Here is a 26,116-nt window from a genome sequence, read left to right as displayed (position 1 = left end):
CGTGGCGCGACGACCCGGCCCGGGCTCCTACGGTCGTGGTGACCGAGGAGAGGGAGCGACATGGTGACGTGCCGTCCGGTCGCTGCTACGGTCCTGCCCGCCGGAGCCGCCCCCGCGGTTCCGGCGGCGGCCGTATCCACAGGGGCGTCGGCTGCCTAGGCTCGCCGTATGGCCGAGGACATGGCGGAACGGGTCGAGGCGCTCGAGTCGATCCTGGTGGAGAAGGGCTACGTGCGGCCCGACGCCCTCGAGGAGATCATCGCCACCTACGAGCAGGACGTCGGCCCGCGCAACGGCGCCCGCGTCGTCGCCCGGTCCTGGACCGACCCGGCCTACCGCGACCGGCTGCTCTCCGACGCCACCGCGGCCATCGCCGAGCTGGGTTACGGCGGGCGGCAGGGCGAGCACATGGTGGCGTTGGAGAACACCCCCGACGAGCACCACGTCGTGGTCTGCACGCTGTGCTCCTGTTACCCGTGGCCGGTACTGGGACTGCCGCCCACCTGGTACAAGTCGCCGGCCTACCGCTCGCGCGTGGTGCTCGACCCGCGTTCGGTGCTCGCCGACTTCGGCGTCACCCTCCCCGAGGGCACCCGGATCACGGTGCACGACTCCACCGCCGAGGTCCGCTACCTGGTGGTGCCGATGCGCCCGGCCGGCACCGAGGACCTCGACGAGGAGGCGCTCGCCGCCCTCGTCACCCGCGACGCCATGATCGGCACGGCCCTGCTGTGAACGGGGCCGCCGATCTCGGCGGGATGATGGGCTTCGGCCGCGTCGTCCCGGAACCGGAGGGCGAGTACTTCCACGCCGACTGGGAACGCCGGGCGCTGGCGCTCACCCTCGCGATCGCCGCCGCGGGCCGCTGGAACATCGACATGAGCCGCCACGCCCGCGAGAGCCTGCCCCCGGCCGAGTACCTGGGCTCCAGCTACTACGCGATCTGGGTCAAAGGTCTCGAGCGCCTGCTGGTGGCCGCGGGACTGGTCGGCGCCGACGAGCTCGAGCAGCGCCGGGTCCTGCGCCCCGGTGAGCCGGTGCGGGCCTGGACCGCCGACGACGCCGCCGCCGCGATGGCGGCGGTGGTCCCGTACGACCGGCCCGTGGACACACCGGCCCGCTTCGCCGCCGGCGACGCCGTGCGCACCCGCGTGCTGCACCCCACCGGCCACACCCGCCTGCCCCGCTACGCCCGCGGGAAGGCCGGTGTCGTCGAACGCGTGCACGGCGCGCACGTCCTGCCCGACGCCCGCGCCCACGGCCCGGACGAGCGGCCGCAGTGGCTCTACACCGTCCGGTTCACCGGCCGGGAGCTGTGGGGCGACGCCGCGGCCCCGGACCTGGGCGTCACGATCGAGGCCTGGGAGGGCTACCTCGACCCGGCCTGACAGTTCTGCTGCACGTAGGTGCTCACGCGCTGGCCCGCGCCGATCACCTCGGGCGTGCTGTTCGCCGCGGTCACCGCGGGGTCGCGGGCCGCCCTGGCGGCGTCCCCGCCGGCGGCGACCAGCGCGTTGCGCTCGACGTCCAGGGCGTTGACGACGCGCTGCACGTCGTCGCGGAGCTGGTCGGGGGCGGCGTTGACCAGCGCGACGCCGGAGAGCCGCGCCCTGGTGACGGCCGCGGTGAGCCCGTCGCCCGCCGCGTTGAGCGAGCCGCTCAGGGAGAGCCCGTTGAGCGGGCGGATCGCGTCGGCGTTGGCCTGCACGGCCGCGCAGAACGGCGCCGCCTGGGGGGAGACGGGCCGCGTGGTGGGCGCGGGCCGGGCCGTGTCGGCGTCGGCCACCGAGCCGCCGCACCCCCCGAGCAGCGCAACGGCCAGCGCGACGACCGGGGCCGCGCCGAGCGACCGCAGAACGCCGGGCACGGGCCCCATCGAGAACTCCCCGGGATCAGCAGGTGGAGATCGACAGACTAGCGGCGGCGGCGTGTGGGGAGCGTGGGTGGTGTCCGGATCGGAACCGCCGGGTCGGGACGGGCGTTGTGCCCGGTATGGCCACCTTCGGACCCCAGCGGCTGGCGGCGCTCCGCGCGGTGTGGCGCGCCGTCACCCGGAGCCGGCGCGCCGGCGCGCCCGCCCTCGGCGACCGGCTCCGGGCGCTGCCCCGCATGGCCGCCGGTGCCGTGTCGGGGCGCTACCCGGAGCTCGGCCGCGGCCGGCTCGCGCTCGTCGTGCTGGCGGTCGCCTACCTCGTCTCGCCCGTGGACCTGGTCCCCGAACTGGTGCTGGGGGTGCTCGGTCTCGGCGACGACGCCGTCGTGGCGCTGTGGCTGGGCGGGGCGTTCCTCGTCGAGACCGAACGTTTCCTGGACTGGGAGCGCACTCGATCATTACCGTGACGACATGCCGATCCTGGAGGTCCATCTCGTCGACGGGGTGCACACCCCCGCGCAGCACAGCGAGCTGCTCACGTCGCTGAGCGCCCGCTACGCGGAGGTGCTGGAGTCGCCGCTGGACCGGATCCGCGCGTACGTCACGCTGCACCGCCCCGAGCACTGGGCCACCGGCGGGGAGCAGGGTGCACCCGCCCCGTACTTCACCGCGATCGTGCTGCAGGGCCGGCCCGCCGAGCAGCGCAGGCGGCTGCTCGGCGCGTTCACCGACATCCTGGTCGACGTGCTCGGCGTCGACCGGCGGCTCGTGCGCGGCCGGATCATCCAGGTGGACCCCGACGACTGGGCCATCGGCGGCGCGCCGGCCAGCGTGGCGCGCCGGTCCGAGATCGCGGCCCGAGCCTAGAAGATCCCTTTCCGGGCGCCCACGTCGAGCGAGAGCGTGGAGCCGAGCAGCGCGTCGGCCTCCGGGGCCAGCAGCGTCGCCACGGCCCACGCCACCTCCTCGGGCGTGACGAGCCGGCCCAGCGGGGACTCGGCGGCCCGCTCGGCCAGCACCTGCTCCACGGGGATCCCGCGGGCGAAGGCGGTCTTCTCCGACAGCCCGCGCAGCCGCGGGGTGTCGGCCGGCCCGGGGGCCACCAGGTGCGTGGTGATCCCGCGCGGCCCGTAGGCGATGGCGAGCTGGCGCACGAGGTTGGCCAGTGCCGCGTTGGTGACGCCCGCCGCGCACGCGTACGGCGCGGGCTCGACGCCGTAGTGCCCGCCCAGCGCGACGATGCGCGAGCCCCGCTCCAGCCGGTCCTCGACGGCCCGGATCAGGCGCAGCAGCCCGCCGGCCTTCAGCGCGACGGCGTGCCCCAGCGCGTCGGGCACGATGGTCTCCACGGGCCCGGCCGCCGGCAGCCCCGCGGCCTGCACCACCATCCGCACCGGCCCGTCCCCGGCCGCGGCGACACCGGCGGCGATGGCGTCGACGGCGGAGTCGGACCCGATGTCGGCGACGCACACACCCGGGCCGGCCGTGCGGGCGACGGCGACGACGGTGAGCCCTGCGGAGGCGAGCCGACGGGCGATGGCGCCCCCCAGGGCGCCGGAGGCCCCCACGACGACCCCGATCCCACCGCGCTCCGCGCTCACGCCACCACCCCGTCCGCCGTTCGTGGCAGGTCGAGGGCGTCGCGGGCCTCGTCGAAGGCCCGCTGCGGGTCCGTCAGGTCCAGCTCCACCGCGATCATGCCCGCCTTCCTCGCTCCCTCGATGTTCCACGGCATGTCGTCGACGAAGACGATGTCGCCGGGGGCGCTCCCCAGCGCGTCCGCACCGAGGGCGTAGGCGCGGGGGTCGGGCTTCAGGATGCCGGTGACGGAGGCGTCCACCAGTGCGTCGACGCCGCGGAGGAACGGGTGGGACGCCATCGCGGTCTCCCCGTGGAAGGCGCGCAGGTCGTTGGTGAGCACCCCGACCCTGCGGCCCGTCGCCTGCGCGTCGGCGGCCAGTGCGGCCGCGGCCGGCCGGATGATGTCGTCGCCCGCCAGCGCGTAGAGGGTGTGCATGAAGTCCTGGATCGGCCAGTCCCGGCCCAGCGCGGCGCCCACCTCGTCGGAGCGGCGCTGCCAGTAGTCCCGTTCGGTGATCTCCGAGCGGATCATCCGTTCCCACAGGTCGTCGCGTTCGGGCCCGAGCGGGCCGCGGCGCGCCACGACACCGCGGACGGCGGGTTCGGCGTCCCCGAGCAGCGCCATCATCTCCGAACCCGAGCGGAAGACCGTCCCTCCGAGGTCGAGCAGCAGTGCTTTCAGTGCTCCGGCTCCGTTCCGACGAGTGCCCCGATCACCACGGTGCACATGAGCCGGCACGAGGCGCACCAGCAGAGGAAGTGGCGGTCGGTGCCCGACCAGAACTCCTGGACGAACGATGCCTCGCCCAGCGCCGTCCCGCAGCCGGGACAGAAACCGATCACGCCCACGCCGGGACCGGATCGCCGAACAGCTCGAAGATCTCGTCCTTGATGGGGGAGTAGCGGATGGAGCTCTCCCGCGTCCAGAGCTGCCGGAACTCCACGGCCGAGCCGAACTTGTCCTTCTCCATCGGCAGGTCGATCACCTCGTGCGGCTCCCGGTAGGTGCACAGCGGGTCCTCGCCGCGCGCCACCGCGTCCATCTGCTCGGCATAGAGCTTGCGCAGCAGGATGACGCCCAGGTCGGACCGTCCGAGGTGCTCCTTCGTGCGGTCGGAGATCCGCCCCTGCGTGATCCACGCGACGATGTCCTGCCCGTCGACGTAGTCGCGCAGGTACTCGCCCCGCTCGTCGCGCAGCGGCACCTCGTAGACCGGGATGTCGGACCGGGGCGGTGCGCCGCCCTCGGGCCGGTAGGTCTGGTACCAGACGTGCCAGGTGTTCTCGTCGTCGATCGGCACCCGGATCTGGAACGTCGCCAGGCCCGCCGCGCCGACGCGGAGCATGTGCGGGAACACCAGCGGGTGCCCCACCCTCCAGTCCTCGTCCTCCTCGGTGTGGCCCTCCAGCACACGACGCTTGAGGATGCCGTGCTCGAACACCTCGAACGCGACCTTCACGTGCTTCTTGCCGACGACGGGCAGTGGCCCCGATCCGCCGAGCTCCTTGAGGAAGTTCCCGTAGCGGCCGTGCAGCCACTCCACGTGGTACGGGTCGACGGAGTTCTCCATGACCTGCACGAAGTTGCACGGCAGTTCGGCGTGGCCGATGTCGCGCCACGCGTCGTCCCAGACGAAGAGGTCGTAGCGCGGCAGCTCGGGCGCCGGCAACGGTCCGAGGTAGGCGAAGATCAGACCGCCCAGCTCCTGCACGGGGTAGGCGGTGGCCGAGATCCGGTCCTTGAAGGTCGAGTCGGCGGGCTCGCCCGGTTGCTCCAGGCAGCTCCCCGACGCGTCGAAGCGCCAGCCGTGGTACCCGCAGCGCAGCCCGACCTCCTCGGTGCAGCCCAGCCACAGTGCGGCCCGGCGGTGCGGGCACTGCTCGGCCAGCAGCCCGACGGTGCCGCCGCCGTCGCGGTAGAGGACGAGGTTCTCGCCGAGCAGGCGGCGCTTCACGGGGACGCGGGTGGCCATGTCGTGCGTGGCCACCGGCCACCAGTACCGGCGCAGCAGCTCACCCATGGGAGTGCCCGGCCCGACCCGCGTGAGTCGCTCGTTCTTCTCCGCACTCAGCATGGCGACGACCGTAGGAACGCCTCCGACCTGCGGGAAGAGCGGTGTTCGCCGTCGCCGAACGGGCCGGTCAGATGGTGGGACGTTCGTCAGGGGAGAACGGCCCGCTTGCCGGGGTGCTGTGACCACTGCCACGGTCCGCCCGAGAGTTACACCGGACCTAGGAGTTCGCATGGCCAACGTCGTCCCTGTCGAGCCGTACACGGGGGAGTGGTACCCGGGCTTCAAGCCGGAATTCATCCAGGCGCCCTACATCGTCGACGGCACCGGCCCGTTCACGAAGGAGGACGAGGACAAGTTCTGGTTCCTCGATTTCCACTGGTCCCGCGGTCTCACCCCGCTCGCGGCGTTCGCCTGGGGCCAGGACGGCTACTGCTGGGGCACCCAGCACGCCGCCGAGGCGCTCCCGCTGCCTCCCGGCCGCGGCGTCACCTCCCGCTTCGCCGGCACCCACCTCTACGGCTCGGCCATCCCCGAGGCCGACCCCCGCGAGATCGGCGCCCGCGCCAACCGGCTCGGCACGAACCTCCCGCGCTTCCTCCAGAACTACAAGCAGACCTGGGAGTCCGGGCGCGACGAGCTCGAGGCCACCTGGGACTACTTCCAGGGCATCGACCTGGCGGCCGCCCCCACCGGCGACCTCGCCGGCCTCATCGGCCAGGCCCGCCGCTACCACCAGCGGGCCATGGAGATCCACTTCGGCGTGATGTACCCGCTGCTCGTGAACTTCCTGGGCTTCTACGGGGCCTGCGCCGAGATGGGCATCAACACCGCCGACATCGGCAAGTTCCTCCAGGGCGAGGACACCAAGATCATGGAGACCGACCGCGGCCTCGCCGAGCTGGCGAAGAAGGCCAAGGCGGCCGGCCTGCGCGACGTCTTCGAGGCTGGTGACGGCGGCGGCCTGCGGGCGGCGCTGAGCGCCCACGGCGGTTCGGCGTCGCAGTGGCTCACCGACTTCGACGACTTCCTGCAGATCTACGGCCACCGCCAGGAGGCCACCTGCGACGTCGGCGTCCCCAGCTGGATCGAGGACAACACGATCCCGCTCGACATGATCCGCAGCTTCGTCCTCAAGGAGCAGGACCACGACTTCGAGGCCGCCGCGCGCAACGCGCTCGCCGAGCGCGAGGCCGCGATCGAGACCGCCCGCTCCGGGCTCACCAAGGAGGAGCAGGAAGTCTTCGACGCGGGCCTGCAGTCCAACCTCGACGCGAACTTCCCGTGGTGGCAGGACGACCACAACTACTACATCGACCTCAAGGTCATGATCCCGCTGCGGCGGATCAACCAGGAGCTGGCGAGTCGGGTCGGGGCCGACGACAAGGACGACATGCTCTACCTGTTCTGGCCCGAGCTGCAGGAGGTCGCCACCGGCGGGCAGTACCGCGGCGAGCTCAAGAGCCTGGTGGCCGACCGCCGCCAGTACTTCGACCACTGGGCCGGCCTGCGCGGCTCGATGCCGAAGGTGCTCGGCACCGTCCCCGAGACCGTCGAGGACCCGGTGCTCATCGAGATCTTCGGGCTCAACCCGTCGTCGATCCGCGCCATGCAGAACCCGAACGCCGCCGAGGAGACGGTGCTGACGGGCGTCGCCGCCGCCAAGGGCACCGCCACCGGCATCGCGCGCGTCCTGACCAGCAGCGACGACATGCACCGCCTCGAGGAGGGATCGATCCTGGTCTGCGAGTCCACCTCGCCGAGCTGGACGCCCGCCTTCGGCAAGATCGCCGGTGCGGCCTGCGACGGCGGCGGCATGCTGAGCCACGCCGCGATCGTCGGACGCGAGTACGGTGTGCCCACCGTCACCGCCGTCGGGATCGCCACCCTGGCCATCAAGGACGGCGACGAGATCGAGGTCGACGGCACCAACGGCCGGGTCACCATCCTCAAGCGGGCGGCGGACCTGGCCGCTGCGAGCCGGTGACGGGGGTACTGATGGAGTCGGTTGTCTGGGTCGACGAGATCGACCCGGCGGAGGCCGTCGCCCGGGCCGGTTCGAAGATGGGCCGCCTCACCGAGCTGCACCTGGCCGGGGTGGAGGTGCCGAAGGGGTTCGCGGTCACGGTGGACGCCTACCGGCGCCACTGCGCCGAGTCGGGTCTCGACGCGCGGATCGACGCGATCGTCCAGCGGGTCGGCGCGGAGGCCGGTGACGCCGAGGTGGAGAGGGCGTCGGCCGAGATCCGGGAGCTGTTCGAGTCCACCCCGATCACCGAGGGGCTCGCCGCCGAGATCACCGAGGCCTACGACGAGCTGTCGCTGCGGTGCGTGGACGTCAACGTCCCCACCGCGGTGCGCAGCTCGGCCACGGGTGAGGACGCGGCGGACGCGTCGTTCGCGGGCATCTTCGACACCTACCTCGGGGTCTCGGGCGCGGACCGGGTGCTCGACGCGGTGCGGCAGTGCTGGGGCTCGCTGTTCACCGGGCGCGCCCTGGCCTACCGGCTGCGCAAGAACATCTCCCACCACGCCATGCCCATCGCCGTCGGCGTGATCGAGCTGATCCACGCCCGGGCGTCCGGCGTCGCGTTCTCGGTGCACCCGGTCACGGGCAAGCCGGACCGGATCGTCATCGAGACGAGCTGGGGCTGGGGCGAGGCCGTCGTGCAGGGACTGGTCAACCCCGACCACGTCGAGGTGGGCAAGTCCGACGGCCGGGTGCTCAAGTACGACGTCGCGCACAAGACGATCGTGTCGGCGTTCGACTTCGCCGCGGGCCGGGTCACCGAGATCGACATGCCGGCGTCGCTGGCCGACCGCAAGGTGCTCGACGACGAGCAGATCGACGCGATCGCCTCGGCCGTGAAGAACATCGAGGAGCACTACGGCTACCCCGTGGACGTCGAGTGGGTGATCTCGCGGCACCGCCGCGCCGGTGATCCGGTGTGCATCGTGCAGTCGCGGCCGGTCACGGTCACGGCCCCCGGGTCGGCGGGCCCCGCCGTCTACGACCCGGTGGCGCTGGCGCAGAAGTACGTGTTCAGCGGGAAGCCGATCCCCGGCCGGTAGCGGGCGCGCGTCAACCCCCTGATCGAGCAGATGCGGGGCGGGCGCAACCGGGGGCATAGTGGACGTGTGCGGCGGGCGGTACCCCCGAACCTGCCCGCCGCACACCCACCTCCAGCGCGCCGACCGCCACGATGGTAGGCATCGCGCGTGGAAAGCATGCGCGTGATCACCCAGCGCTCGATCGGTGGGCCGGAGGTCCTGGAGATCGGCCGGGCCCCCGTGCCCGAGCCGTTGCCCACGGAGATCCGCGTCCGGGTGGCCGCCGCCGGTGTCAACCCGGTGGACTGGAAGACCCGCGCGGGCTCGGGCATGGCCGCGGTCCTGGGGCCGCCGCCGTTCACCGTCGGGTGGGACGTGGCCGGCACCGTCGACGCGGTGGGGCCGGGCGTCACCCGGTTCGCGCCGGGCGACACCGTGTTCGGGATGCCGTGGTTCCCGCGCCAGGCGGCCGGCTACGCCGAGTTCGTCACGGCGCCGTCGCGACACTTCGCGCACCGGCCCGCCGGGCTGTCGGAGGTGGAGGCGGCCGGGCTGCCGCTGGCCGGGCTCACCGCCTGGCAGAGCCTCGTCGACATCGCCGACGTCCAGCCCGGCCAGCGGGTGCTCATCCACGCCGCGGCCGGCGGCGTCGGGCACCTCGCCGTGCAGATCGCGAAGGCGCGCGGCGCGTACGTCATCGGCACGGCGTCGGTGGCCAAGCACGACCTGCTCCACGACCTGGGCATCGACGAGGCCGTCGACTACCGGGCCGAGGCGTTCGAGCGGGTCGTCGAGCCGGTGGACCTGGTCTACGACCTCATCGGCGGCGACATCGCCCTGCGCTCCCTGGAGGTCATGAAGCCCGACGCGCGGATGATCTGCCTGCCGTCCGCGGCGGCCGCGGACGCGATGGCGGCGGCCCGCGAGCGGGGCCTGCGGGCCACCGGAATGCTGGTGGAGCCCGACGGCGACGGCCTGGAGGACCTCACCCGCCTCGTCGACGACCGCCGCCTGCGCGTGGTCGTCGCGGAGACCTTCCCGCTGGAGCGCGCCAGCCACGCCCACCGCGCGGGGGAACTGGGCCGCACGACGGGCAAGCTCGTCCTCACGACCTGACCGGCCCGTCGCACCCGCCCACCCGCCGCACCGCCCGAGACCGCCACATGGTCACGTAGGGCTGTTCTGCGGGCCCCTCCGACAGCCGTAGGCCGCCGCCATGTGGCGGGCGGAGGCCCGGCGGACCGGGTCGGCGGACGGGGCGTCAGGGGGAGGTGGTCGGGGCGTGACCGAGGCGGCGGCTGATCACCGCCGCCGCCTCCACCACGGCCGTCCGAATGCGGCGGTGCTGGGCCGGACCGGAGCGGTCGGTGGGGGCGGCCACTGACAGGGCGGCCACCACCGCGCCGTCGGCACCGTGCACGGGCGCGCCGACCGACAGGACCCCCACCCGGCTCTCCTCCCGGTTGTCGGCCCAGCCCCGCTCGGCGATCTCCTGCAGCCGTGCGCGCAGCGTGCCCTCGTCGACGATCGTGAACGGGGTGATCCGGTGGGGCGTCCAGCCCTGCAGCCGGGCGTCGAGCTCCTCCGGTGCGAGCGCGGCCAGCAGCACCTTGCCCGTGCTCGTCGTCGTCGCGGGCAGCCGGGTGCCGACGCGGGAGAAGATCCGCACGGTGTGCGGGCTCTCCAGCCGGTCGATGTACACCGACTCGAGCCCGTCGAGCACGGCGAGCTGCACGGTCTCGCCCGTGGAGTGCCGCAGGGTGGCCATCACCGGCAGCGCGGCCTCGTGCAGGTCGAGGTACGGGGAGACGTTGGCGCCGATGTCGTGCAGCGCGAGCCCGAGCCGGTAGCCGCCCGGGGCCTTCTCCAGCAGCTTCTCGGCGGTGAGGGTGGCCAGCAGCCGGTGGACGGTGGAGGTCGCGAGGCCGAGGCGCCGCGCGAGCTCCGAGACACCCAGCTCGCGGTCGGTGCGGGAGAACTCCTTGAGCAGCCGGGCGGCGTTGCGGACAGAACCCAGTTCCCAGTGCGGCTTTCCCTCCATGCGGGAAGCATCCCTTGTCGGTGTGCCGGGCGCTACCTACCGTTGTCCGCATGCTGACGGCGGAACAGAACGACGAGCTGACCCAGGTCGACGCAGGTACGCCGATGGGGGAGGTGCTGCGGCGCTACTGGTACCCCGTGGCCTTCACCCGGGAGCTGGCGGAGTTCCCCGTCAAGCGGGTGGAGCTGCTCGGCGAGTTCTTCGCGCTCTGGAAGTCGCCCAGCGGGCGGATGGGCATCGTGCCCGAGGCCTGCCCGCACCGGAAGGCGTCGCTGGCCTACGGGGTGGTCGAGGCCGACGGCATCCGCTGCCCGTACCACGGCTGGGTCTTCGACGCCGACGGCCGCTGCACCGAGCAGCCCGCCGAGCGCGACAACACCCAGTTCCAGGACCGGGTGAAGGCGCAGGCCGGCAAGGTCGAGGAGATGGGCGGCCTGATCTGGGCCTACGTCGGCCCCATGCCGGCCCCGGAGCTGCCCCGCTTCGACACCTACGTCATGGACGGCTACCGCGACATCGGCTGGGCCGACCTGCCGTGCAACTACGTGCAGATCATGGAGAACGCGGTGGACCCCCACCACGTCGAGTTCCTGCACGGGCGCTACTTCGAGTTCGTCGGCAAGCACGAGGGCTTCGTCGCGCCGGCGTCGTTCGGCAAGGAGCACGTGAAGATCGGCTTCACCGCGTTCGAGTGGGGCATCATCAAGCGCCGCGTGCTCAAGGGCGCCTCCGAGGAGAACGACGACTGGAAGGTCGGCCACCCGCTGGTCTTCCCGTACAACATGCGGGTGGGCGGCGGCGGGATCCACCAGATGCAGATCCGGGTGCCGATCAACCGCACCACCACGCGCTTCATGCTCTACACCGTGCACAGCCCGGACGGCTACGAGCACGTCGACCAGCCCCAGATCCCCGACTACAAGATCCCCGTGACCGACGCGAACGGCGTGCACGTCACCAACTACGTCGAGGGCCAGGACATCATGGCCTGGGTGACGCAGGGCGCGATCACCGACCGCACCACCGAGCACCTGGGCCGCAGCGACATCGGGGTCGCGATGCTGCGCAAGATGTTCCGCGAGCAGATGGACGTCGTGGCCAGGGGTCAGGACCCCCTGGGCGTCATCCGGGAGCAGCACGAGCGCATCGACCTGCCGTGCGAGAAGGACAAGTTCCACGCCGGGGGCGCCCAGTTCGCGCTGGACTTCTGCGACATGGGCTCCACGCGCTTCTCCCCGGTGCTCGACACCATCAAGAAGATCCACATCAGCGCGGCGGACAAGATCGCGGCGGAGAAGGCGGGATGACCGTCGACACCCGCTTCGCCGCCGACGCCGCGGCCCACCGTCGCGACGCCCCCCGATTCTGCCCGCAGTGCGCGGGGGGTCTGGCGATCGCCACGGAGTTCTGGGAGGCCGACGACCGGCGTTTCTACTGCTCCTGCACCGGCTGCGGGTGGACGGGGGAGATCACCCCGACCGGGGCGGTGGCGGCGGGGCACGAACCCGACCACTGAGCCGCGCGCTGACCCTGGTCACCGTGTGACGGTGGCCGGGGTCAGCGGGCGTGGGTGCCGCGCACGTCGGCCACCACGTCGCGGGCGCGCTGCTCCACGCCGCGCAGCTCCGTGAGGAAGAACCAGTAGTCGGGGTGCACGCCGTCGGCCAGGCGGGCCGTCGCGTTCTCCAGCCGCACGGACTGGGCGTCGAGCACCTGCCCGAACCGGGCGACGAGATCCCGGTCGACCACGAGCCGCTGGGCGTCGCGCAGGACGAAGCGCGCGTCGGCGGCGAACTTCGCGGGGTCCTTGCGGACGGCGCGCAGCTCGGCGAGCCGGTCCACCACGGCGTCGTGGCGTTCCTCGGCGCGGCCCAGCGCGGCCCGGGCGGCGGCCACCGCGTCGGCGGCGTCGTCCCAGTCACCGGCGTCGGCGTGCCGCCGTGCCGCCGCGATCGCGTCGTCGGACTCCGCGATGGCCTTCCGCGTGCGAGCCTCCGCGTCGATCAGGTCCTTCGAGCAGGGCTCGGAGAACTCGCGCCGCAGCGCCGACATCGCCGGCTCCATCCCGTCGGCCTTCGTGGCCGCGGCCGAGCGCCGGGTGGCGATGCTCGACAGCGCCGTCCGCACGTGCTGCGCCGTGCGCGGGGCCTCCGCGGCCAGCGACGCGGCCGCGGAGGCCAGCTCCGTGACCCGCGCGGCGGTCTGGCGGCGCTCACGCAGGCCGGCGGCGGGGGCGTCGAGCAGGCCGGCGGTGGCCTCGGCCTCGGCGAGCCGGTCGGTGGCACGCCGCGAGCGCACCTCCGCCTGCGTCACGGCGGCGCGCGCCGACGTGAGCGCGACGCGGGCCTCCTGGACGGCCTGGGGCAGGCCGCGCAACGCGAACTCCGCCTCGTCGAGGATGCGGGAGTGCTGGGAGCGGAACCGGCGGATCGACTCGCGGGCCCGCTCGATCTCCTTCAGCGCCCGCTCGTCGGCCTCCCGGGCGCCGCGGACGGGGCCGGTGCCGTCGAGCGGGAAGTCCCGTGCCGCGGTCAGGTACGCCTCGGTCGCGGCGTCGCCGACCGACGCCACCTGCGCCCACGCCCCGGCCAGCCGCTGCCCGGTGCCGAGCTGGTCGGCGGCGTGCACCGCGGCGGCGGCGGCCTGCTGCTCCCGGTCGAGCGCGAGGAAACCCTGGGTGGCGGCGTCCCGGGCGGCCAGTGAGCGCTCGTCGGGACCGTCGTCGCGTCGGTCGGGCCTGCGGAACAACGGGCTCCTCTCGCCACACGGGGACATCCGCAACCGTACCGGGAGCGCGGCCGGTGCGGCCGGATCAGTGCCGGGCGAGCGGAGCGCACGTCCGGGCCGTGAGGAGCAGCCACGGCACCGCGAACAGGACGCTGCCGAGCACGTCGGTGGGATGGTGGGCGCCGCGGTAGAGCCGCGACGCCGCCACGGCCGCCACGAGCAGCACCGCCACACCCACGACCACCCAGCGCCACCAGGACCGCGTCGCGATCACCACGATCGCGGCCATCCCGCCGAACAGGCAGATGGCCGCCGCCGTGTGGCCGGACGGGAAGCTCGACGTGGCCGGCAGCGCGGCGTCGAGGTGCGCCACCGCAGGCCGCTGCCGGCCCACCAGCAGCGCGGAGTTGAGGAACAGCACCAGCTCGCCGCCGATCGCCAGCACCATCAGCAGCGCCGGCCACCAGTGCCGCAGCACCGCGGACGCGACCACGGCCGTCGCGAGGCCGAGCACGGTGACCGTGTTCGTGGCGGCGAGGTCGGTGGCGTACCCCGACGCCGTGTCGAGGGCGGGCACGCGGTGCGCCACCAGCCACTGCAGGATCCCGACGTCCAGGTCACCGAACGCCGTGCCCGGGGCGACGTGGGTGAGCAGCCACCCGAGCCCGAGGAGCACGGCGAACAGCAGGACGCCGACGGCCAGCAGCCGCGCCGCCGGCGCCCAGAGGAGGGACCGCGGGGAGCGCGCGGGTGGGTCCGTCGTCAGCGTCACCCGGAGAGGATGACGTGCCGGCCGCCCGCGCGCTCAGCGGGCCGTCGCGTGGGGGTCACTGCTCGAACGTCGGCGTGATCGTCGCGCGGGCGAGGGTGTGCGAGAAGAGGTTGAAGCCGAGGAACGCCGGCGAGGCCTCGGCCGGGACCTCGAGGTTCTCGACGTCGACCGCGTGCACCACGGTGTAGTAGCGGTGCGGGCCGTGGCCGGCGGGCGGGGCGGCCCCGATGTAGCCGACGCCGCCGCCGTCGTTCTTCAGCTGGACCGCGCCCGCGGGCAGGCCGGAGCCCGCCGCGTCGCCCGCGCCGGCGGGCAGCTCGGTGACGGAGGCGGGGATGTTGAACACGGCCCAGTGCCAGAACCCGCTGGCGGTGGGCGCGTCGGGGTCGTAGACGGTGACGGCGAAGCTCTTCGTGCCCTCGGGGAAGCCGGACCAGCGGAGGTGCGGGGAGCGGTCCTCGCCACCGGGCACGCCGAACGCGGCGCTGGCCTGCGGGTCGGCCAGGCGCTTGCCGTGCTGGACGTCGTCGCTGGTGACGTCGAAGGTCGGGACCTCGGGGAGGAAGGCGTAAGGATCGGGTGCGGTGCTCGTCATGGCGACACGTTATTCCCCCCGGGAGTGGGCGCGCAGCCGCTCCGCCCACGACCGGGCCACCGGTTTGTCGCCCACGTCGGCGTACTGCACGCCGTCCCGGTCCACCACCGGGTAGACGCCCAGCCGGTACTGCGGCGCGGTCTCGCACCGGCCGGTGTCGAGGGAGAAGCGGTACCAGTGCCAGGGGCAGACGACGAGCCGTCCGTCGCGCGTCCAGCCCTGTTCCAGCGGGCCCCGGTTGTGCGGGCAGACGGCGTCGGTGACGCGGAACCCGCCGTCGACGGCGAACACGGCGAAGCTGCGCCCGTCGTCGGCCCGGACCACCCAGGCGTCCCGCCCGTCGGGCTCGCCGAGCGGGACCAGCGTCATCGCCGGCCGGACTCCCGCAGCGCACCGAGCGACTCGCCGCCGATGAACCACAGCTCCGGCTCGCACTCCTGCACGACGACGCGGACGTTCTCGGTCGGGGCTCCGATGGAGTCGTGGACGGCCGCGGTGACGGCCGCGCCGAGCGCCTGGAGCTGCTCCGCGGTGCGGCCCTTGGCGAGCGTGATCTGGACGAGTGGCATGGTGCCCTCCTTCGTCGGGCCCGTGCGCGGAAATCAGTGCCAGGACCCTGATATCCGCGCACGAGGGTGGGTCAGCGGCAGCCCAGCTCGACGGTGCCGAGCCGGTCGATCGAGGCGACCACCACGTCGCCGGGGGCGACGGGCACCGCCGCGGTGAGCCCGCCGGAGAGCACGACCTCGCCCGCCTTCAGCCCCTCACCGTGGGCGGCCATCGCGCGCACCATCCACGCGACGGCCGCAGCGGGATGCCCGAGCGAGGCGGCGCCGGACGCGGTGGCCACGACCTCACCGTTCTTCTCCAGCACCACGCCGACCAGGCGCAGGTCGATGGACGCGGGCGGCACCGGCGTGCCGACGACGAACCTCCCGGCGGAGGTGTTGTCGGCCACCACGTCGGCCATGGTGAAGCGGTAGTCGCGGAAGCGGGAGTCGAGCACCTCGATGCCCACGGCCACCCCCGACGACGCCGAGATCACGTCGGCCGCGGTGACGTGCGGCCCGGCCAGGTCGCGGCCCAGGACGAACACGATCTCGGGCTCGCAGCGGGGCTGGATGAGCTGCGAGGTGTCCAGCGGCTCGCCCAGGTCGAGGGCGTTCGCACCCGCGAGGAACCCGAACACCGGCGCGCTGACGCCGACCTGCGCCTGCTTCGCCCGGCTCGTGACGCCGAGCTTCCAGCCCACCAGGGGCCCGGCTTCCTCACGCAGCACGCGCTGCACGGCGTAGCCGCCGGCGAGGTCGAGGTCGGGCGCGTCGTCGGAGAGCTGGTCGATGGCGGTGCGGTCGGCGACGGCCTTGCTGAGCCGGGCCGCCAGCTGCTGGGTGTCCATCAGGCTCCGCTCTCTGATCCGGCCGAGCCGGTGGCCACCCGTACGGTGATCGGTCCGAGCCGGTCGAACTCGGCCCGGAAGACGTCGTCTGCCTGCATCGGCACGGCCGCGTGCAGGGCGCCGGTCATGATCAGGTGGCCGGGTTCGAGCGCCACCCCGTTCTCGCCCAGCACGTTGGCCAGCCACGCGACGACGGCGACGGGATCGCCCAGCGCGGCGGCGCCGGCGCCGGTGTCGATCAGCTCGCCGTTGCGGGTGAGCGTCATGCCGATCAGTCGGGAGTCGATGCCGTCCAGCGGGACGATGCGGCTCGAGGTGGCCATCGCACCGTTGGACGCGAGGTCGGCGACGGTGTCGGCGAGCTTGATCCGCCAGTCGACGATGCGGGAGTCGACGATCTCCATGCCCGCCACGGCGCCGGCGATGGCGGCGTGCGCCTGCGTGACGGTGACGCCGGGGCCCTCGAGCCGCTCACCCAGCACGAAGACGATCTCGGCCTCGATCTTGGGGGCGATGAAGCTGCCCAGCGGGATCGTGTCGCCGTCGCGGTAGACGGTGGAGGCGAGGACGGGCCCGTAGTCGGGGGAGTCGACGCCCACCATCTTCTGCATCGGCTTGCTGGTCAGCCCGACCTTGTGGCCGATGATCCGGTCGCCGTCGGCGAGCAGCAGGGCCACGAGCTCCTTCTGCACCGCGTAGCCGTCGGCCATGCCGAGGCTCGGGTCCTCGTCGGTGAACGGCGGGATCGGCACGCGGGTGCGCCGGGCGTCGTAGAGCGCCCGCGCCTTCGCGGGGGCATCGGTCACGGGCATGCGGGACTCCCAGTCGTCGACGGACAGCTCTGATCGTGTCGGCGGCGGGCCGTCCCGTCACCGTTCACGTTCCACTCACCGGAACGCGGGGCGTCTGCTCGGTCCAGCCGAGGCGCCGGCTCACGGCCTCGCCCGCCTCCACCAGCTCCTTGGCGAACCGGCGTCGCGGCACCGCGCCGAACCGCGCCACCGGCGCGCCGATGCTGATGGCCGCGACGACGTCGCCGTGCAGGTCGCGGATCGGCGCGGCCAGGCTCGCGACCCCGATCTCGCGCTCGTTGATCGCCTCCGCCCAGCCGCGGGAGCGGACGGTGGCCAGCTCCGCGCGCAACGCGGCCGGGTCGGTGATCGTGTGCGGGGTCAGCTGCGCGTGGGGCCGGGCCAGCGCCGCCTCCCGCACGTGCTCGGGGGCGTGGGCCAGCAGCACCTTGCCGCTGGACGTGCAGTGGACCGGCACGCGGCGCCCGGTCTCGGTGAACAGGCGCAGCGAGTGGGCGCTCTCCAGCCGGTCGACGTAGACGACGTCGTCGCCGTCGAGCACCCCCACCTGCGACGACTCGCCGGTCTGTTCGCGCAGATGGACGAGCACCGGCCCGGCGGCGGCGTGCAGGTCGAGGTGCACCTTGACCGCCTCGCCCAGCTCGAACATGACGATGCCCGACCGGTAACCGCCGGTGCGCGGGTCCTGCTCGACCAGCCCCTCGGCCAGCAACGTGGTGAGCAGCCGGTGCACGCCGGACTTGCCCAGATGCAGGCGCCGGGCCAGCTCGGACACCCCGATGGACGCCTCCCTGGTCCGGAACTCCTTGAGCAGCCGGGCGGCATTGCGCACGGTGGAGAGCGTCGCGTCCGTCACGAGCACCTCCCGGGTCGCAGTGAAGCCACGTTCACGCCATCTGGTCGCATGAACGTGGCTGTGCTGCAGTCGGGGTGGCCGGTCACGCGGGGGCCTTCGGGGTCCAGTCCCTGCGGCCACCCACCGAGGCCAGCAGCGTCTTCCGGATCTCGTCGGGGTCCGGGTTCGCCGTCGCGACCAGCTTGTCGATCTCCGCGTTGTGGGGGGCGATGGCCTTGGCCAGCAGCGCCTGGGCGCGGGGGAGGCCGGCGCTCGCGGCGCCGACCAGCTCGTCCACCAGCCCCTCCCGGCCGCGGACGCGGGCGCGGATCGCCTCGAAGTCGCGGTCGGCGCTCGTGTGGCCGGCAGCCAGCCCGGACCCGACGTGCCCGGCGTGGTGCGGCGTCAATCCCGAGCCGGGCTGCGCCACCACGTGGTAGACGACGGTGGTGAGCCCCAGCGCGTGCTTGACCTCGGCGTACGCCGGCCCGTCGCGCTCGTCGACGAGCCCGAGGGCGGGCACGACCACGGGGTCGTAGAACCGCAGCGACCACTCCAGGCCGGGCAGCGAGCCGGGCACCGAGACCTCCTGCCCGCGCAGCGGTCCGAGGCCCTCGCGCGTGGCGATCAGGTGCAGGTTGCGGGCCCCGACGGCGGCGACGGTGAGCGGCCCACCCGCCAGCAACGGCATCCGGCCCCGGACGGCGGGCAGATGCGTGTCGGCCTGGGCCAGGTAGGAGCGGTGCAGCGCGGTGACGTACTCGGCCACCGCCGCGCGCATGTCGAGTGGATCAGCCACCGGCTCCTCCGTTCTGATTTCCGGAACGCGCGGTCTTCCTTCCGGAACGCTAGGCGGGTTAGCGTCGGCGCGTCAAGAAGCTGGGAGCTGATTGCATGGGCATCCTCCGCCTCGCCCACATCGACGTCCGTACGCCGGATCTCGATCTCGCCACCGCCTACTACACCGACGTCATGGGGCTGCAGCAGGTGCAGCGCGGCTCCGTCGACGGGGCCGACGCCGTGTACTTCAAGTGCTGGGACGAGGAGGACCACCACTCGTTGCGCATGCGCTACAACCCGCGCACGGGGATGGACTCCTTCACCTTCCGCGTGGAGGCCGAGGACGACCTCCACGACTACGAGAAGAAGCTCGCCGACTACGGCTGCCAGGTCTCCCGCGTCTCCAGGGGAGAGGCGGTGGGGCAGGGCGAGTCGATCCGGTTCGAGGTGCCGTCGGGCCAGATCATGGAGCTGGTCTGGGACATCGAGAAGACCGGCAACATCCTCGGCAAGCACAACCCGGCGCCCGTGCCGCCGCCGGACATGCCCGGCATCGCGCCGCCGCGGATGGACCACATGCTCGTCAACGCCGAGGAGGTGGGCGAGTCGGCCCGCTTCTTCCAGGACGTGCTGGGCCTGCGCCTCACCGAGCAGGTGCTCGACGGCAACGGTCACCAGCTGGGCGTCTGGCTCGCCGGGCGCACCAACTCGCCGCACGACATCGCGATCGTCAACGGCCCCAACGGTGCCCTGCACCACTGGGCCTACTGGCTCGACGACTGGGACCACATCCGCAAGGCCGCCGACACGCTCGCCTACAACGGCGTGCAGATCGACCAGGGCCCCACGCGCCACGGCGTCACGCGCGGCAACACCATCTACTTCTTCGACCCGCTGGGCATCCGCAACGAGGTGTTCACCGGTGGGTACTGGGTCGATCCCGACCAGGAGATCATCACCTGGACCGAGCAGGAGTTCGGGAAGGGCCTCTTCTACTACGAGAACATCGTCGCCCAGCGATTCCTGAGGATGCACACATGAGTGATCGGATCCTGCGCCTGCAGCACGTCGAGATCCGGGTTCCCGATCTCGAGCTGTGCACCGCCTACTACACGGAGGTCCTCGGCCTCGTCGAGACCGATCGGGACACCCACGACGGCGTCGACCGCGTGTTCCTCAAGTGCTGGGACGAGCACGAGCACCACTCCGTCGTGTTGCGCGAGGCGCCGACCTACGGGCTGGACCACATGTCGTTCAAGCTCGCCGAGCAGGGCGACCTCGACTACTTCACCGAGAAGCTGCAGGCCGCGAGCGTGCCGGTGAAGCGCTACGCCGCCCGCGAGCTCGGTCCCGGCTGGGGTGAGGCCATCCGCTTCGAGTCGCCGTCGGGGCACCTCGTCGAGCTCGTGTACGGCATGGAGCGTCTCGGCAACATGCTGCCGCGCACCAACCCGCCGCCCCGGCCCGAGGGCCTCACCGGCATCGCTCCGCCCCGGCTGGACCACGTGTTCGTCATGGCCGAGGACGTCGAGGCGTTCACGGCGTTCTTCACCGAGATCCTGGAGTTCCGGCTCACCGAGCAGATCCTGGCCAACGACGGCCACCAGCTCGCGGCGTTCCTGGAGCGCAGCCACACCCCGCACGACATCGCGGTGATCACCGGCCCGAACGGCGCGCTGCACCACTTCGCGTTCTGGGTGGACGAGTGGAACGCCATCCGCGACGCCGCCGACACGCTGGCCTACCACGGCGTCACGATCGACGTGGCGCCCACGCGGCACGGCGTCACGCGCGGCTACACCACCTACTTCTTCGACCCCGTGGGCAACCGCAACGAGCTGTTCACCGGCGGCTACTGGGTGGACCCGGACTTCGAGCCGATCACGTGGACGGAGGAGGAGATGGGGCGCGCCATCTTCTACTACCACCGCCAGGTGAACGAGAAGTTCTTCACGGTGCACTCATGACGAGTACCGATCCCCGCAAGATCGACCGGTACGAGGCGCCCAACTACCTCGCGCGCTACCGGGAGCGGCAGGAGGCGAAGACGGCCGACCCGGTCGAGGAGGACTCGTCCACGCCGCTCTACCTGCGCCGGTTCCGGGCCCGCGCCGACTCGCCCGAGGTCCCGGTCATCCAGGTCGACGGCGACAGCTTCACCCGCGACTTCGCCACCGCCACGCGGGAGAAGGAGATCGTCGCGCCGCCGTCGCGGAAGGCGGCCGAGGACTTCGTCGCGGAGATCCGGATCATCCGCCACGGCATCACGCAGGGCTACTCCACCGACGCCGGCCTGACGCCGATGGGCGGCTGGCAGGCGCACCAGCGCGGCAACTCGCTGTCGAAGTCGCTGAAGGAGGGGCAGCGGGTCCGCATCGTCTGCGCCGACACCAACCGCGCGCGGCAGACCGCGGAGCAGATCCACCGCGGCATCCTCGACGGCCTCGACCAGTGGCAGCGCAAGGCCGAGATCTCCGAGCCCGAGCCGATCCCGGAGCTGCGCAACTTCGGCGTCTGGACCCCGGACGGCCTGCGCGACGTCACCTCGGCGTTCCGGCAGTACCAGGCCACCATGGAGAAGCTGGAGCGCACGGCGGTGGGCGACCGCCCCCGCTGGCTCGTGGAGATCGACCGCTTCTACCGCGTGCAGCTGGGCGGGGCCGACCCGATCCACACGTGGATGACGATCCCGATGATGTACTTCGAACCGCCCGCGCTGTGCGTGCGCCGGTTCTGGCGCGGGTTCCACCGGCTGATCGACGAGGGGGAGGACGGCCAGCGGATCATCGCGGCCACCCACTCCGGCCCGATCCGCGCGTTCGCCACCTGGGCGCACGGTTACGACCCGGGCGAGCCCTACAACACCGAAGAGGTGGTGGTGAAGGTGCGGCGCGGCGGTCAGACCGCCCTGGTGGCCTACCGCAACCGCGTCACCGAGGTGAACGTGCCGCCGCCGGACGAGTTCCCCCAGTGGGAATCATGACTGCGTGGGAGAGCTAGATGACGATCACGGATCTCGACGTCGCGATCCCCGACGGCATCGGCCCCGAGCGCGAGGACGGCCCGCTCCGGTCCGTGTCCATCGCCATGGCGGTGCTGGGTTGTTTCGAGACCGAGCGGGAGCTGGGCGCCACCCGCGTGGCCGCCGAGCTGGGCATCGCCAAGAGCACCGCGTGCCGGATGCTCGCGGCGCTGGCCACCAGCGGGATGCTGGAGCGCTCGCGCGCCGGCCGGTACCGCCTGGGCCTGCGGATGTTCGAGATCGGCCAGCTCGCGGTGGACCGGCTGATGCTGCGCGAGCTGTCGCTGCCGGTGCTGGGGGAGCTGCGCGAGATCCTGCGGGAGACCGTCCAGCTCGCGGTGCCCGTCGGGGCCGACGTGCTCTACGTCGACCGGCTGGAGGGCAACAGCGCCGGCACGATGTTCCACTCCCAGCTCTACCGGCGTGGTCCCGGCCACAGCTCGAGCGCGGCGAAGGCGATCGCGGCGCACAACCCGTCGATGGCCCGCGCGATCCTGGAGCGCGGGTTCCACCGCCACACGCCGTTCACGATCGTCGACCCCCAGCGTTACAAGCAGGTGCTGCACCAGGTGCGGATCGACGGGTTCGCCGCCTCGCGTGAGGAGCACACGATGGGGATGTCGTCGATCGCGGCGCCCATCGTGGTGCGCCGTGGCGAGCGCACGGTGGCCGTCTCGGCGATCTCCGTGGTCGGCGCGACGTCGCGTGTGCTGGGAGCGCGGAAGGTCGCCGTCGTGCAGAGTGTCCGCAGGGCGGCCGCGTCGGTCTCGGCCGCGCTGGAGCAGTGCGGCTGACGCACGACCCCGAGCGAAGCGAGGAAGCGATGACGCTGCAGCAGGACGCCGGTCCCGTCGATTTCGATCTCTCGGCCCGGTACCGCGCGGGAGCGGGTCCCGTCCTGCTGACCGGCGTGCAGGCCATCGCCCGCATGCTCGTGGAGCAGCACGCCGCCGACGCCGCGGCCGGCCTGCGCACCGCCACGTTCGTCTCCGGCTACCAGGGCAGCCCGCTGGGTGGGCTCGACCAGACCCTCGCGAAGGCCACCGAGCTCCGGGAGAACGCCGGGCTCACGCTCGTGCCGGGCGTCAACGAGGAGCTCGCCGCCACGTCGGTGTGGGGCAGCCAGGTGGAGGTGCCCGGCCACGAGCGCACCGTCGACGGCGCCGTCGGCGTCTGGTACGGCAAGGCGCCCGGCGTCGACCGCGCGGGCGACCCGCTGCGCCACGGCAACATGTGCGGCGCCCACCCGAAGGGCGGCGTGATCGTCCTCGCGGGTGACGACCCGAGCTGCAAGTCCTCCACCATCCCGTGCATCAGCGAGCGCACCCTGGCCGGCTTCGGGCTGCCCGTGCTCTACCCCGGCACCGCCGAGGAGATCGTGCGACTGGGCCGCTACGGCGTCGCGCTCTCGCGGTGCTCGGGCATGTGGGTGGGCATGAAGATCACCGCGGACGTGGCCGACGGCCTGTTCACCGTCGACGGCACCGCGGATGTCGAGATCACCGTCCCGGAGCTGGAGTGGGACGGGAAGCCATGGGAGTACGAGCAGATCCCGATGCTCGCCCCGCCCGCGTCGCTGGAGGCCGAGGCCCAGATGTACGGGCCGCGCTGGACGATGGTGCGGGAGTTCCTGGCCGCGAACCCGATCAACGTCGTCGAGGTCGACACGACGGACGCCTGGCTCGGGATCGTCGCCGGGGGGAAGGCGTTCACCGACGTCCGGCAGGCGCTGCGCGACCTGGGCCTCGACGACGACGGCTGCCGCCGCGCCGGCATCAAGCTCCTGCGCCTGGGCATGATCCACCCGCTGGAGCGCGACCTGCTCCGCGACTTCGCCACCGGGCTCGACACCGTGCTGGTGGTGGAGGAGAAGAGCGCGTTCGTGGAATCCGCGGTGCGCGACGTGCTCTACGGCCTCGCATCGGCGCCCGCCGTGATCGGCTCGGCCGACTCCGACGGGTCCCCGCTGGTGCCGGTGGCCGGTGAGCTGACGGCCGGTGCGCTGGTGGGCCCGCTGCGCCGGGTGCTCGGCGACCGGGTCGACCTGGAGCCGGTCCGACGCGAGCCCCCGAAGCTCGAGCTGCTGCCCGTCAACCGCACGCCGTACTTCTGCTCCGGCTGCCCGCACAACCGCTCGACGGTGGTGCCCGAGGGCGCCGTCGCGGGCGGCGGCATCGGCTGCCACGCCATGGTCGCGCTCACCCACCGCCCGGAGAGCGAGGTCACCTCGATCACGCAGATGGGCGGCGAGGGCGCGCAGTGGATCGGCCAGGCCCCGTTCACCGGCGCCGGGCACATGTTCCAGAACATGGGCGACGGCACGTTCGCCCACTCCGGCCAGCTCGCGGTGCAGGCGTGCGTCGCGGCCGGGGTGTCGATCACCTACAAGCTGCTCTACAACCGCGCCGTCGCCATGACCGGCGGGCAGGACGCGGAAGGGGGGCTCGAGGTGCCCGCCCTGACGGCGAAGCTGCTGGCCGAGGGCGTCACGAAGATCATCGTGTGCGCCGACGAGCCGCAGCGGTACCGGTCGCTGCCCGCCCTCCCGGCCGGTGTGGAGCTGTGGCACCGCGACCGGTTCGACGAGGCCCAACAGGTGCTCGCGGGCGTCGAGGGCGTGTCCGTGCTCGTCTACGACCAGCGCTGCGCCGCGGAGTCCCGCCGCCTGCGCAAGCGCGGCACGCTGGCCGTCCGGCCCACCCGCGTGATCATCAACGAGGCCGTGTGCGAGGGCTGCGGCGACTGCGGCGTCAAGAGCAACTGCCTGTCCGTGCAGCCCGTCGACACCGAGTTCGGCCGCAAGACCCACATCGACCAGACCTCCTGCAACACCGACTACTCCTGCCTCGCCGGCGACTGCCCGTCGTTCGTGACGGTGGAGCTGCCCGCCGAGCGGAGCGCAGGCGGAGCGAGCATCGGCACCGGGGTCTCGGCCGGCCGCCCGGACCGCCGCGAGCCCCCGGCCGTCCCGGACGTCACGCGCCCCGCCGCGGGTGACGTGTTCCTGGCCGGCATCGGCGGCACCGGCATCGTCACGGTCAACCAGGTACTGGCCTCCGCCGCCGTCCGCGACGGGCTGGCCGTGCACGGCGTCGACCAGACCGGGCTCTCGCAGAAGGCCGGCCCGGTCACCTCCCACCTGCGGATGGCTGCCGACGCCGCGACGCTCGGCCCGGCCAACCGCGTCGGGATCGGCACCGCGGGCTGCTACCTCGCCTTCGACGCCCTCGTCGGCGCCGACACGAAGAACCTGGCCTACGCCTCGGCCGACCACACCACGGGTGTGGTGTCCACCAGTTCCGTGCCCACGGGGGCGATGGTGCGCGATGCGTCGATCACGGCGACGGACGTGCCCGCGCTGGTGGAGCGCCTGCGCGGCGTCACCCGCGAGATCGTGGCGCTGGACGCGCAGGCGGCTTCGAACGCGCTGTTCGGCGACGCGATGCCGGCGAACCTGATGGTGGTCGGCGCGGCCTACCAGTCCGGGGCGCTGCCGCTGTCGGCCGAGGCCATCGAGTGGGCGATCGAGCTCAACGGCGTCGCGGTGGCCGTCAACACCGCCGCGTTCCGCTGGGGGCGTGTCGCGGTGGCCGACCCGGCCGCGTTCGCGGCGGTCACGGGATCGGTCGCCGAGGCGGCGCCGGTGGCGCTCCCGGCGTCGATCGCGCTGCGGGAGCTGGCGGGGGAGACGCGGCGGCTCGTCGAGATCCGGGCCGCGCAGCTCGTCGGCTTCCAGAACGAGCGCACCGCCCGCCGCTACGTCGACGACGTGCTGGCCGTCTGGCGCGCCGAGCGCCGCGTCGGCCAGGACACGGCGTTCAGCGAGGCGGTCGCCCGCGGCCTGCACAAGCTCACGGCCTACAAGGACGAGTACGAGGTGGCGCGGCTGCTCACCGATCCCGTCTTCGAGGCGAAGGTCGCCGCCGAGGTGCCCGGGGGCACCCGGCAGCGCTACCGCCTGCACCCGCCGATGCTCAAGGCCATGGGCCGCCAGAGGAAGATCGCGCTGGGACCGTGGATGAAGCCGGTGCTGCAGACCCTGGCCCGTGGCAAGGCCCTGCGCGGGACGCCGCTCGACCCCTTCGGTCGCACGGAGATCCGGCGCCTGGAGCGCGACCTGCGCGACTCCTACCGGGCCATGGTGCTGCGGCTGGCCGACGGCCTGAGCCCCGACACCTACGTCACGGCCACGGCCGCCGCGGAGGCCGCCGACCTCGTGCGCGGGTACGAGGACGTGAAGCTGGCCAACGTGGACCGCTACCGCACCCGCCTGGCGGAGCTGGGCCAGGCCTGAAGCGGTCCTCGAGCCCCGCTTGACGGTCGACTCTCCGGCAGATCCTGATCTTCCCGATCGCACCACCGGGCGACGGTGGGCGCGGTGACCGACCGGAAGCGCTGCTCCGTTCGCCGGTGGATGTCGCAGACGGCTGTGAGCAGCGACGCAGCGTGACCGTGGGTGGGGGAGAGGGCCTGAACCTGCGGTGAACGGCGCCCCTTCGGTTGGCGTGTCGGGCGGGAAACGCCGCCTGTCCCGCTCGCCGCGTCGCCGTGTCCGGCGGCCTCAGTGACGCTGCGCTGTGACAACTTCCGGCCGGTCAGCGGTTAACGTCGTGCCC

Annotated in this window: 29 protein-coding genes; 14 read left to right on the top strand and 15 right to left on the bottom strand. The window is 72.9% G+C overall.

Translation table 11 applies throughout. From position 1 onward, the window contains the following. Positions 1–168 precede the first annotated feature (168 nt). Together nthA and nthB are read left to right on the top strand one after the other, a co-directional pair. Positions 169–735 carry a nitrile hydratase subunit alpha gene (gene nthA, locus BGP03_RS02185; RefSeq protein WP_296370675.1) on the top strand — a complete coding sequence of 189 codons (567 nt, stop codon included), beginning with the start codon at positions 169–171 and terminating at the stop codon, positions 733–735. Beyond that, positions 732–1,388: a nitrile hydratase subunit beta gene (nthB, locus tag BGP03_RS02180; protein WP_298799705.1), complete on the top strand. Its 657-nt coding sequence runs from the start codon at positions 732–734 to the stop codon at positions 1,386–1,388. The genes nthA and nthB overlap by 4 nt, the downstream gene beginning before the upstream one ends. Here the strand turns inward: nthB and BGP03_RS02175 are convergent. Beyond that, positions 1,370–1,867: a hypothetical protein gene (locus tag BGP03_RS02175; RefSeq protein WP_299735218.1), complete on the bottom strand. Its 498-nt coding sequence runs from the start codon at positions 1,865–1,867 to the stop codon at positions 1,370–1,372. The two genes, nthB and BGP03_RS02175, sit on opposite strands and share 19 nt — an antisense overlap. A gap of 125 nt (positions 1,868–1,992) precedes the next feature. On the opposite strand from BGP03_RS02175, the gene BGP03_RS02170 reads away from it, so the two are divergent. Together BGP03_RS02170 and BGP03_RS02165 are read left to right on the top strand one after the other, a co-directional pair. Beyond that, positions 1,993–2,340 (top strand): YkvA family protein, encoded by a 348-nt coding sequence (locus BGP03_RS02170; RefSeq protein ID WP_298799708.1) that lies wholly within the window; start codon positions 1,993–1,995, stop codon positions 2,338–2,340. Positions 2,341–2,344: 4 nt separating this feature from the next. Next, positions 2,345–2,740, top strand: a complete 396-nt coding sequence (locus tag BGP03_RS02165) for a tautomerase family protein (RefSeq protein ID WP_298799709.1) — start codon at positions 2,345–2,347, stop codon at positions 2,738–2,740. Here the strand turns inward: BGP03_RS02165 and BGP03_RS02160 are convergent. From BGP03_RS02160 to BGP03_RS02145, 4 genes are read right to left on the bottom strand one after another with little or no spacing between them, the layout of a single operon-like run. Then, on the bottom strand, positions 2,737–3,474 hold the full coding sequence (locus BGP03_RS02160) for an SDR family oxidoreductase (RefSeq protein WP_296370670.1): 738 nt from the start codon (positions 3,472–3,474) through the stop codon (positions 2,737–2,739). The two genes, BGP03_RS02165 and BGP03_RS02160, sit on opposite strands and share 4 nt — an antisense overlap. Then, complete coding sequence (locus BGP03_RS02155; RefSeq protein ID WP_298799732.1) at positions 3,471–4,181, bottom strand: HAD-IA family hydrolase; 711 nt, start codon at positions 4,179–4,181, stop codon at positions 3,471–3,473. Before BGP03_RS02155 ends, BGP03_RS02160 begins: the two co-directional genes overlap by 4 nt. Then, on the bottom strand, positions 4,133–4,303 hold the full coding sequence (locus BGP03_RS02150; RefSeq protein ID WP_298799735.1) for a hypothetical protein: 171 nt from the start codon (positions 4,301–4,303) through the stop codon (positions 4,133–4,135). Before BGP03_RS02150 ends, BGP03_RS02155 begins: the two co-directional genes overlap by 49 nt. Then, the gene (locus BGP03_RS02145; RefSeq protein WP_298799710.1) at positions 4,294–5,529 is read right to left on the bottom strand and encodes an aromatic ring-hydroxylating dioxygenase subunit alpha; all 1,236 of its coding nucleotides are present in this window, start codon (positions 5,527–5,529) and stop codon (positions 4,294–4,296) included. The genes BGP03_RS02150 and BGP03_RS02145 overlap by 10 nt, the downstream gene beginning before the upstream one ends. A 169-nt stretch (positions 5,530–5,698) precedes the next feature. On the opposite strand from BGP03_RS02145, the gene BGP03_RS02140 reads away from it, so the two are divergent. The 3 genes from BGP03_RS02140 (at position 5,699) to BGP03_RS02130 (ending at position 9,633) form a co-directional block, all read left to right on the top strand. Further along, positions 5,699–7,453: a PEP-utilizing enzyme gene (locus BGP03_RS02140; protein WP_298799711.1), complete on the top strand. Its 1,755-nt coding sequence runs from the start codon at positions 5,699–5,701 to the stop codon at positions 7,451–7,453. An 11-nt stretch (positions 7,454–7,464) separates the two neighbouring features. Beyond that, positions 7,465–8,538, top strand: coding sequence for a PEP/pyruvate-binding domain-containing protein (locus BGP03_RS02135; protein WP_298799712.1), 1,074 nt, complete (start codon positions 7,465–7,467; stop codon positions 8,536–8,538). A gap of 156 nt (positions 8,539–8,694) precedes the next feature. Next, the gene (locus tag BGP03_RS02130) at positions 8,695–9,633 is read left to right on the top strand and encodes an NADP-dependent oxidoreductase (RefSeq protein ID WP_298799733.1); all 939 of its coding nucleotides are present in this window, start codon (positions 8,695–8,697) and stop codon (positions 9,631–9,633) included. Positions 9,634–9,778: 145 nt separating this feature from the next. Here BGP03_RS02130 and BGP03_RS02125 read toward each other — a convergent pair whose 3' ends face one another. Beyond that, the gene (locus BGP03_RS02125; protein ID WP_296370664.1) at positions 9,779–10,558 is read right to left on the bottom strand and encodes an IclR family transcriptional regulator; all 780 of its coding nucleotides are present in this window, start codon (positions 10,556–10,558) and stop codon (positions 9,779–9,781) included. Positions 10,559–10,608: 50 nt separating this feature from the next. Here BGP03_RS02125 and BGP03_RS02120 point away from each other — a divergent pair, with 50 nt between their 5' ends. Together BGP03_RS02120 and BGP03_RS02115 are read left to right on the top strand one after the other, a co-directional pair. Further along, positions 10,609–11,865, top strand: coding sequence for a Rieske 2Fe-2S domain-containing protein (locus BGP03_RS02120; protein ID WP_296370663.1), 1,257 nt, complete (start codon positions 10,609–10,611; stop codon positions 11,863–11,865). Next, positions 11,862–12,074: a hypothetical protein gene (locus tag BGP03_RS02115; protein WP_296370662.1), complete on the top strand. Its 213-nt coding sequence runs from the start codon at positions 11,862–11,864 to the stop codon at positions 12,072–12,074. Before BGP03_RS02120 ends, BGP03_RS02115 begins: the two co-directional genes overlap by 4 nt. A gap of 41 nt (positions 12,075–12,115) precedes the next feature. Here BGP03_RS02115 and BGP03_RS02110 read toward each other — a convergent pair whose 3' ends face one another. The 9 genes from BGP03_RS02110 to BGP03_RS02070 all read right to left on the bottom strand — a co-directional run bounded on the left by BGP03_RS02110 (position 12,116) and on the right by BGP03_RS02070 (position 18,497). After that, positions 12,116–13,306, bottom strand: coding sequence for a hypothetical protein (locus BGP03_RS02110; protein ID WP_296370661.1), 1,191 nt, complete (start codon positions 13,304–13,306; stop codon positions 12,116–12,118). A 64-nt stretch (positions 13,307–13,370) separates the two neighbouring features. Beyond that, positions 13,371–14,057, bottom strand: a complete 687-nt coding sequence (locus BGP03_RS02105) for a phosphatase PAP2 family protein (RefSeq protein WP_298799713.1) — start codon at positions 14,055–14,057, stop codon at positions 13,371–13,373. Positions 14,058–14,112: 55 nt separating this feature from the next. After that, entirely contained in the window at positions 14,113–14,652 is a 540-nt protein-coding gene (locus BGP03_RS02100) for a YbhB/YbcL family Raf kinase inhibitor-like protein (RefSeq protein WP_298799714.1), read from the bottom strand. A 9-nt stretch (positions 14,653–14,661) separates the two neighbouring features. Then, on the bottom strand, positions 14,662–15,021 hold the full coding sequence (locus BGP03_RS02095) for a Rieske 2Fe-2S domain-containing protein (protein WP_296370658.1): 360 nt from the start codon (positions 15,019–15,021) through the stop codon (positions 14,662–14,664). Further along, positions 15,018–15,221 (bottom strand): 2-hydroxymuconate tautomerase, encoded by a 204-nt coding sequence (locus BGP03_RS02090; protein ID WP_296370657.1) that lies wholly within the window; start codon positions 15,219–15,221, stop codon positions 15,018–15,020. Before BGP03_RS02090 ends, BGP03_RS02095 begins: the two co-directional genes overlap by 4 nt. A 71-nt stretch (positions 15,222–15,292) precedes the next feature. Next, complete coding sequence (locus BGP03_RS02085; protein WP_298799715.1) at positions 15,293–16,051, bottom strand: fumarylacetoacetate hydrolase family protein; 759 nt, start codon at positions 16,049–16,051, stop codon at positions 15,293–15,295. Beyond that, positions 16,051–16,863 (bottom strand): fumarylacetoacetate hydrolase family protein, encoded by an 813-nt coding sequence (locus BGP03_RS02080; protein WP_298799716.1) that lies wholly within the window; start codon positions 16,861–16,863, stop codon positions 16,051–16,053. The genes BGP03_RS02085 and BGP03_RS02080 overlap by 1 nt, the downstream gene beginning before the upstream one ends. Before the next feature lie 64 nt (positions 16,864–16,927). Then, positions 16,928–17,719: an IclR family transcriptional regulator gene (locus tag BGP03_RS02075; protein WP_299735206.1), complete on the bottom strand. Its 792-nt coding sequence runs from the start codon at positions 17,717–17,719 to the stop codon at positions 16,928–16,930. Positions 17,720–17,801: 82 nt separating this feature from the next. Next, positions 17,802–18,497, bottom strand: a complete 696-nt coding sequence (locus tag BGP03_RS02070) for a hypothetical protein (RefSeq protein WP_296370653.1) — start codon at positions 18,495–18,497, stop codon at positions 17,802–17,804. 95 nt (positions 18,498–18,592) lie between these two features. On the opposite strand from BGP03_RS02070, the gene BGP03_RS02065 reads away from it, so the two are divergent. The 5 genes from BGP03_RS02065 to BGP03_RS02045 are packed head-to-tail and all read left to right on the top strand — an operon-like array spanning position 18,593 to position 25,794. Beyond that, positions 18,593–19,519, top strand: a complete 927-nt coding sequence (locus BGP03_RS02065; protein WP_296370652.1) for a catechol 2,3-dioxygenase — start codon at positions 18,593–18,595, stop codon at positions 19,517–19,519. Next, on the top strand, positions 19,516–20,445 hold the full coding sequence (locus BGP03_RS02060; RefSeq protein WP_296370651.1) for a catechol 2,3-dioxygenase: 930 nt from the start codon (positions 19,516–19,518) through the stop codon (positions 20,443–20,445). Before BGP03_RS02065 ends, BGP03_RS02060 begins: the two co-directional genes overlap by 4 nt. Next, a complete protein-coding gene (locus tag BGP03_RS02055) occupies positions 20,442–21,461 on the top strand; it encodes a histidine phosphatase family protein (RefSeq protein ID WP_298799718.1) in 1,020 nt (339 codons plus the stop codon). The genes BGP03_RS02060 and BGP03_RS02055 overlap by 4 nt, the downstream gene beginning before the upstream one ends. A gap of 17 nt (positions 21,462–21,478) precedes the next feature. Continuing rightward, complete coding sequence (locus BGP03_RS02050; RefSeq protein WP_296370649.1) at positions 21,479–22,294, top strand: IclR family transcriptional regulator; 816 nt, start codon at positions 21,479–21,481, stop codon at positions 22,292–22,294. Positions 22,295–22,323: 29 nt separating this feature from the next. Beyond that, positions 22,324–25,794 (top strand): indolepyruvate ferredoxin oxidoreductase family protein, encoded by a 3,471-nt coding sequence (locus BGP03_RS02045; protein WP_298799719.1) that lies wholly within the window; start codon positions 22,324–22,326, stop codon positions 25,792–25,794. Positions 25,795–26,116: the final 322 nt, after the last annotated feature.

The organism is Pseudonocardia sp. 73-21 (genome assembly GCF_001899645.1).
Taxonomy (GTDB): domain Bacteria; phylum Actinomycetota; class Actinomycetes; order Mycobacteriales; family Pseudonocardiaceae; genus Pseudonocardia.
Note: the sequence above shows the minus strand (reverse complement) of the source record. Positions and strands in the feature narration are given on the sequence as shown.

Bases quoted from the DNA above. Each gene is read 5' to 3' on its own strand.
- nthA (WP_296370675.1), top strand. From the start codon at position 169: ATGGCCGAGGACATGGCGGAACGGGTCGAGGCGCTCGAGTCGATCCTG.
- BGP03_RS02170 (WP_298799708.1), top strand. From the start codon at position 1,993: ATGGCCACCTTCGGACCCCAGCGGCTGGCGGCGCTCCGCGCGGTGTGG.
- BGP03_RS02165 (WP_298799709.1), top strand. From the start codon at position 2,345: ATGCCGATCCTGGAGGTCCATCTCGTCGACGGGGTGCACACCCCCGCG.
- BGP03_RS02145 (WP_298799710.1), bottom strand. From the start codon at position 5,529: ATGCTGAGTGCGGAGAAGAACGAGCGACTCACGCGGGTCGGGCCGGGC.
- BGP03_RS02140 (WP_298799711.1), top strand. From the start codon at position 5,699: ATGGCCAACGTCGTCCCTGTCGAGCCGTACACGGGGGAGTGGTACCCG.
- BGP03_RS02135 (WP_298799712.1), top strand. From the start codon at position 7,465: ATGGAGTCGGTTGTCTGGGTCGACGAGATCGACCCGGCGGAGGCCGTC.
- BGP03_RS02130 (WP_298799733.1), top strand. From the start codon at position 8,695: ATGCGCGTGATCACCCAGCGCTCGATCGGTGGGCCGGAGGTCCTGGAG.
- BGP03_RS02125 (WP_296370664.1), bottom strand. From the start codon at position 10,558: ATGGAGGGAAAGCCGCACTGGGAACTGGGTTCTGTCCGCAACGCCGCC.
- BGP03_RS02120 (WP_296370663.1), top strand. From the start codon at position 10,609: ATGCTGACGGCGGAACAGAACGACGAGCTGACCCAGGTCGACGCAGGT.
- BGP03_RS02115 (WP_296370662.1), top strand. From the start codon at position 11,862: ATGACCGTCGACACCCGCTTCGCCGCCGACGCCGCGGCCCACCGTCGC.
- BGP03_RS02100 (WP_298799714.1), bottom strand. From the start codon at position 14,652: ATGACGAGCACCGCACCCGATCCTTACGCCTTCCTCCCCGAGGTCCCG.
- BGP03_RS02095 (WP_296370658.1), bottom strand. From the start codon at position 15,021: ATGACGCTGGTCCCGCTCGGCGAGCCCGACGGGCGGGACGCCTGGGTG.
- BGP03_RS02090 (WP_296370657.1), bottom strand. From the start codon at position 15,221: ATGCCACTCGTCCAGATCACGCTCGCCAAGGGCCGCACCGCGGAGCAG.
- BGP03_RS02085 (WP_298799715.1), bottom strand. From the start codon at position 16,051: ATGGACACCCAGCAGCTGGCGGCCCGGCTCAGCAAGGCCGTCGCCGAC.
- BGP03_RS02080 (WP_298799716.1), bottom strand. From the start codon at position 16,863: ATGCCCGTGACCGATGCCCCCGCGAAGGCGCGGGCGCTCTACGACGCC.
- BGP03_RS02065 (WP_296370652.1), top strand. From the start codon at position 18,593: ATGGGCATCCTCCGCCTCGCCCACATCGACGTCCGTACGCCGGATCTC.
- BGP03_RS02060 (WP_296370651.1), top strand. From the start codon at position 19,516: ATGAGTGATCGGATCCTGCGCCTGCAGCACGTCGAGATCCGGGTTCCC.
- BGP03_RS02055 (WP_298799718.1), top strand. From the start codon at position 20,442: ATGACGAGTACCGATCCCCGCAAGATCGACCGGTACGAGGCGCCCAAC.
- BGP03_RS02050 (WP_296370649.1), top strand. From the start codon at position 21,479: ATGACGATCACGGATCTCGACGTCGCGATCCCCGACGGCATCGGCCCC.
- BGP03_RS02045 (WP_298799719.1), top strand. From the start codon at position 22,324: ATGACGCTGCAGCAGGACGCCGGTCCCGTCGATTTCGATCTCTCGGCC.